3 protein-coding genes and 3 pseudogenes are annotated in these 6343 nt (G+C 56.0%); 1 reads left to right on the top strand and 5 read right to left on the bottom strand.

Annotated elements, in window-relative coordinates; genetic code table 11:
* Window positions 1-45: 45 nt before the first annotated feature.
* The 5 genes and pseudogenes from NKI67_RS33975 to NKI67_RS31750 form a co-directional block, all read right to left on the bottom strand.
* A pseudogene (locus NKI67_RS33975) lies at window positions 46-583 on the bottom strand (IS66 family transposase); the annotation flags it as partial.
* A gap of 58 nt (window positions 584-641) precedes the next feature.
* Window positions 642-790, bottom strand: a pseudogene (locus tag NKI67_RS31735) (DDE-type integrase/transposase/recombinase); the annotation flags it as partial.
* Between the two features lie 264 nt (window positions 791-1054).
* Window positions 1055-2833, bottom strand: a complete 1779-nt coding sequence (locus NKI67_RS31740; RefSeq protein WP_352648782.1) for an ABC transporter permease subunit — start codon at window positions 2831-2833, stop codon at window positions 1055-1057.
* Window positions 2830-3945: an ABC transporter ATP-binding protein gene (locus NKI67_RS31745; protein WP_352648784.1), complete on the bottom strand. Its 1116-nt coding sequence runs from the start codon at window positions 3943-3945 to the stop codon at window positions 2830-2832. Before NKI67_RS31745 ends, NKI67_RS31740 begins: the two co-directional genes overlap by 4 nt.
* Before the next feature lie 145 nt (window positions 3946-4090).
* The gene (locus NKI67_RS31750; protein WP_352648786.1) at window positions 4091-5194 is read right to left on the bottom strand and encodes an ABC transporter substrate-binding protein; all 1104 of its coding nucleotides are present in this window, start codon (window positions 5192-5194) and stop codon (window positions 4091-4093) included.
* 436 nt (window positions 5195-5630) lie between these two features.
* Here NKI67_RS31750 and NKI67_RS31755 point away from each other — a divergent pair.
* Window positions 5631-6207, top strand: a pseudogene (locus NKI67_RS31755) (IS6 family transposase); the annotation flags it as partial.
* Window positions 6208-6343 lie beyond the last annotated feature (136 nt).

Below are 6343 nucleotides of genomic sequence, written 5' to 3' on the forward strand. Positions count from 1 at the left end.
GGAACCGGCGAAGGTCCAGTTGCGCCTTCCCAGAGCAATGCCAGGCAGCGCTCTTTCGGCCGCGTTGTTGCTCAGGCAGATTCTGGCGCCGTCGATGACGCGGGCGAAGTCGGCCCAGCGCCTGAGCATGTAATTGATTGGTTTCAGGACCTCGGAAGAGCGCGAGAGGGTATCGCGCTCGCGGAGCAGCCAGGCGTGCATGTCGTCGAGAAGTGGTTTGCTCTTCTCCTGCCGCACGGCATACCGCTCGGCAGCGCTGCGGCCGTTGATGGCGCGCTCGATCTCGAACAGTGCGTCGAGGCGCCTGACCGCCTCCAGCGCGATCGGGGAGATCGGTTTGCCCTTCTTGCCATCGCGGGCCTTTTTCGCGATGTCGGCCAATCCGAAGAATCCTCGCCGCATGGGCGTAGCAAAAGGCCGGCGTGATCGGCTGCTCCTTCCGCTGCGGGTCGAACAGCGGCTCAAAGCCACTGTAACAGTCGCACTGAAGGATGCCGGCGAACCCGGCCAGATGCTTCTGAGGACGCTCGCCGCGGCGCCACTGAGCTCGGCGACCAGATCCCCCCTGCATGTTCAATGTCATGGCGCGAAAGCTCCATGTTCATAGGCCTACTGCAAGGTGCCTTGGCGCACCACTTAGGCTTCGGCGCGACGCCTTGCTTCTTCAGCAGCCGCGCCAGCAAGCGCTGGCCGCTTGGTGTTGCGGCGGTTCTGGACGATCTCGTCGAGCATAGCCATCCTGGTCGACGGCGCGCCACAACCAGTGTTTCCTGCCGGCGATGGTGATGACGTTGATAACGCCAGACAACGTGACATCGCCGCCTATAGAACTGGCTCCCGCTCTAATGGATTTCCGATGAAGTTTCTCGGCGTCCAACTAAATCCTCAGCGTGTTGTACATTCTGCTGTCAGCGAATTCCTGCACCGAACGCGAACTGCAGCGCAGCCGTCGCTACTCAGCCTTACTGAGTTGCGGCGGCGCGATGATTCAGTTGATCATGTGGAACGCACCGCCAAGCATGTTTTGGACAAGGTAGCGCGGCCTAACCCCGAGTTAAAGCTCAACCGCGTTCATGGCAGGTTTTCCCAATGTACCCCTTGCACTCCATAGGGTGAAATAAAGGGCAACTAGCCAAACAATGGGCAGCAAGGTCAGCAACGATCCAACTGCCGCGATCGTTGGATCAACTTGCTCCTTCAGGTTCTCCAACATTTTCAGAGGCAACGTCGGGATCGCATACCCGCTCACAAATGACGTTATGATGACCTCATCGAACGACGCAAGGAAGGCGAATAACGCACCACCGATGATGCCAGAGCGGATCAAAGGTAGTGTCACCCTCATGAATGTTCGCGTCGGTCCGGCACGCATGCTCATGGCAGCCTGCTCTAGCCGCCTGTCAAAACCGGACAGAGTTGCCAGGACGATGACGACGACATAACCGACGGCACCGATGGTGTGACCCAAAATAATGCCGATACTGGTTCCTACCAATCCAAGTTTTGCCAACCCAAGATAGACAGCGACACCGACCACGATGATTGGAAAGGTGATGGGCGTCAGGATAGACATGGTTATAATTGAACGGAGGCCGGACGAGCAGCGGCTGAGTCCGAACGCTGCCATCGTACCGGCCACGGTTGACACCAAGCTGACGATCACACCGAACTGGAAGCTGTTCCATAAAGCGTTGATCCAGGAAGGATCCTGAAAAACCGAATAATACCACCGGAGGGACACTGCTCTCGGCGGGAACTCAAGAAAATTGCCTGCATTGAATGAAATGATGATGACGATCAGGCCCGGTGCAAGCAGATAGATAAATACGATGGCAAGGAAAGCTGCTCCCACGATTTTCGCCCACGGGGTGTCCCGTTGTCCTTGATAGAGCTTTGCCGCCCAGCGCCGTGCTCGAAAGGGTATGGCAAACTCATTGAGATATCGAGTTGCTTTTCCGAATGACGGCAGCCGGCCCGGCCGGAATTTTTGCTCCGTAGACCATGCTTCACCATGCCCGCTCGCAAGATTGACACCAGCCATTGAAAGAACCACAAGCGCCATCGCCAGTAGTATGAAGGCTGCGGCAGCGGTCGGCGCCATATTCAATGATGTTGTGAGCTGGGAATTGATGAGAGTCGACAGCATAGTGTCGCCTAACCCGCCCAAGGCTTGCGGTGTAATGTAGAAACCAAGGCAAACGACGAAGACAAGTATGCAACCGCTTCGAACGCCAGGAATGCTTAGCGGAAGAAACACGCGCAAAAATGCGGTGAGAGGCTTTGCGCCCATGCTGCGAGCTGCAGACATCAACGAGCTGTCGATACCCACCATTACACTGACCATCGGCAAGATCATCATCGGCAGCATGATGTGCACCATACCGACATAGACCGCGAACCGGTTGTAAATAAGGGGAAGCGGTCTCTCGATAAGACCGACGCTGAGTAACAGGTTGTTGATCAGCCCGCTGTCTCCCAGGACGATCGTCCAGGCGTATGTGCGCACCAGAGCGCTCGTTAACCAAGGCAGGAAGACAAGAACCATGAGGAAGGGCCGTGCGCGGCCGGCAACTGCAATCAGATAGGCCGTAGGGTAGCCGATGATCAAACAGATTGCCGTGGCTATCAAGCTTATCTTGAACGTCTGGAGAAGAATAAGGACATATGACCGCTGTTCGAAAAACCCCACATAATTGGCCAGAGAAATTGCTGGTGCGTTGAGGCTGGTCAGGAATAGAAGGATCATCGGTATGCCGAAAACAGCGAACAAGACGCCGAAGGCAGGCACCGTTAGCAGAATCGGCCTCGAGCCAATTTTTTGTATCGTCGTCATTTGCGAAGCCCTCCGCCTTCAGCAGCGACAAATCGGATGTCTGATCGAAGCCAATCAAGGCGAACCTCTTTGCCGGGACGGAATACCTCCTGTCCTGAGGCGACGTGTTCGCGTGCGATCAGAACCATGTTCCCCACACGGACCCGGTATTTTCTTAGTGGGCCAGCATAGATCATATCTTCGACGGTACCGGACACAGATTGTCTCTGGTCTGCGTCGCCGCGCCTTGCTGCGGAACACGCGCTGACGCAAATGCGCTCAGGGCGCAGCATTGCGATCATTTCAGACGAGGGCACGATATCGGATTCAACTTTAAATTCTGTATCTTCCAGGATGTTGGCCTCGCCCAGGAAGTTTGCCACGAAGCGCGTTTTCGGACGGTCGTAGAGTGCTTCAGGCGTATCGATCTGCTCGATCTGACCAGCTCGCATGACGACGATGCGATCCGACAAGGTGAGCGCTTCCTCCTGATCGTGGGTAACACAAATGGTAGTTTGTCCGAATTCCTTATGCAGGTCCTTGATTTCAATTTGCATTTGTTCGCGCAGGTTACGATCCAGCGCGCCAAGGGGTTCGTCGAGTAGCAAGATCGGCGGATCGGCGATCAATGCACGCGCAAGGGCCACGCGTTGTTGCTGACCACCGCTCAATTGTGACGGCATGCGGCCGCCAAATTCACCGAGGTGGACGCGTTCGAGCATTTGGTCGACCCGTGCTGCCCGGTCGGCGGCCTTGATCCCGCGCATTTCAAGTGGAAATTCCAAATTGCGGCGCACAGTGAGATGCGGGAAGAGCGCGTAGCTCTGGAAGACGATCCCTTGATCACGACGGTATGACGGAACTTCGGAGACAGATTTCCCAGCAATGAGAATGTCGCCTTGGCTCGGTGCCGTAAACCCGGCGAGCAACATCAGCGCCGTCGTCTTCCCTGAGCCACTCGGACCGAGAATGGTCAGGAACTCACCGCGCAAAACGGAAAGGGAGATATCTTTGACCGCTGCAACGGACCCATACATTTTAGTGACATTGCAGAATTCGATTTGGGTGGAAACTGGAGGTCTCTCCAACACTTCATCCTCGATAGGGATATAACTTTTCAGATTCAAGTTCATTGTGATACTCCGCCGGGACCACGCGCCAGTCAGACGCAGGTCCCGGAAAGATAGGGCCGTTGAGTAAAGTGGTGCCTTCCAGTTCAGCAAGACCGCAACCCTGTCCACAGGACGCGCGCCACCATTACCTAATGAAACGCTAGGGTTACTGGAGAATCCACTCATTCCAGCGCTGAACAAGGCGCTCCTTGTTCGACTTCCCATCCGAACCAACCTCTGCATACCACTTTGCGTTGAGAGCGAAGCTCGAGGCCGCATAGTCTGGATGCGATGCAAGCTTTCGAGCAGCATCGTCCGGTATCGTTTTAAACGCATTTTTGTTCGTGGGAGCTTGCGCAATCAACTTAGCAAATACCGCCTGCCGGTCGGCGCGACCGGTCAGCTCAAGGAATTTCTGCGCATTCTGTACGTTCGGGCTGCCTTTCGGGATGCACCAAAAGTCCATCAGAATTTTAGCCTGATTTCGGTTGATCTCAATCGGCCCGCCTTCATCAACAAGTGAAAGCGCCCGGCCGTCGTAGGACTGCACGACGTCCGCGATGTTGTCCCTCATTATCTGCAAAACCTCAGAGCCACTCGTCCACCACTTGCGAATGTGCGGCTTGACCTTGTCCAGGCTAGCAAAGACACGATCAATATCCATTGGATAAAGCTTATCCATTGGAACACCATCGGCCAGAAGGGCCTCCTCCCAAGGTCCCGATCCACCCTCGCCGGAATATAGGGAGCGGACGCCAGGAAACTTGTCAACATCCCAGAACTCGGCCCACGTGGTCGGCCGCGGCTTCCCAGATGGAAACTTCTTCGTGTTCCACACCATATTCATTGAGTACATATAGGAGGCGAAGCCGTTCGGATGTTTGGCGAAGTCTGGGATTGCCTCCAGTTCATCCTTCTTCCAAATCGAATAATCGACTGCCTCAAGGTAGCCCTTCGCGATAAGCGGATCCACAATCGTTTGTCCGAGGTTGACGATGTCGACCGAAACGTTCTTTGTGTCGACCATCATCGCGATCTGCGTCGATGTGAAGTCCGCCTTCACAGGCGTTACCTTGACCCCGGTCTCGGCCTCAAAAGGCTTTACATAGGCCTCAATCACCGCGTCGCCCCAATTGCCGCCGCTCATATTGACTCTCAACTCGCCGGCGGACGCTGCCCGTGCACGACCGGTCGCAGAGGATACTGCACCTACCGCGATCACGGACGATGTTGCCTGCAAGAAGTGCCTGCGATTTATGAAAAAGCTCATTACGTTCTCCTCCCTCTGTTACTCCCTTGGTTATCAAGGGTTCACTCTCAGCCTATGGCGAACACAACACACGAGATCGACGCCATTACCCCTCCATTTTTTTCGCCTGCAGCTGGAGTTGGAATTTAAGAGAGATAACTATTACGGTCCAACATCTTCTTGGTATAGATTTATCGCGAATAAACATAATTGCCTGCCAGGCGTCGGAGGGCGGCCCGGTAATGTCCGTTGTCAATGCCGGGGCATGAGAAACCATTTCATTCTCAAGAGTGGCTAACGGTGGGATGCCGGGTGGGCCCAGCCTCATGGGAAAAGTGCCCATAATCGAAACCTAGCGGCGACCCGCTGGACGATGTGGTGCGTGGTCGGCACACCGGTGATTGACCGGAATGCGGCTCGTCAATGATCGTCTGCTGTTTGGGCTGAAGGGGACAATGTCGCCGAGCGCGGCATCACGGTGATCACACGACCATCCATCGCTGGACCGTTCGTTTCTGGCCCTTGCTCGAGCGCTTCAACCGGCGCAAGCGTGGCGTGGCCGTCGAATGGCCTGTCGACCAGACCTACATCAAGGTCTGCGCCAGTGGATGTATCTCTATCGCGCCATCGACACTGTCGTGGGCGAGCAGCGCAACCAGCCTGCGGCCAAGCTCTTCTTCAGAAAGGCGCTGGAGCGTCATGGCCGACCGGATCGCGTCGTCAACGACGGGAGCCAGACCAACCACGAGGCGATCGTTTCCTGCGACACCACAAATCGCTTGCAGGATTGCGCCGGGCGCCGGCTGAAGACGATCCACATCCGCCGGAGCCAGTATTTGAACAACCGGATCGAGCAGGACCATCGGCGCATCAAACGTCGGGTCCGGCCGATGCTCGGCTTCAAATCGACGGCCACCGCCTCCACCATCCTTTCCGGCATCGACATGATTCACATGATGCGCAAGCGACAGGCGAGATACGCCTTCAATGCGAATCCGTCCCTGGCCGAGCAGTTCGAAATTCTCGCCGCCTGATTGACCTCGCATCCGGCCTCTCTGCGCCTCTATTCAGCCGTTGCAACAAACCCTAGATAGCGGTTGAGGACATTGCGGGTCCTGCGTTCAACCATAGCGTCGTGTCTCAGAAGGCCGGCGACCCACTCGCAGGTGC

This window comes from Mesorhizobium sp. M0408 (assembly GCF_040321495.1).
GTDB lineage: Bacteria > Pseudomonadota > Alphaproteobacteria > Rhizobiales > Rhizobiaceae > Mesorhizobium.

Coding starts and splice junctions, on each gene's coding strand:
- NKI67_RS31740 (WP_352648782.1), bottom strand. CDS start 2,833: ATGACGACGATACAAAAAATTGGCTCGAGGCCGATTCTGCTAACGGTG.
- NKI67_RS31745 (WP_352648784.1), bottom strand. CDS start 3,945: ATGAACTTGAATCTGAAAAGTTATATCCCTATCGAGGATGAAGTGTTG.
- NKI67_RS31750 (WP_352648786.1), bottom strand. CDS start 5,194: ATGAGCTTTTTCATAAATCGCAGGCACTTCTTGCAGGCAACATCGTCC.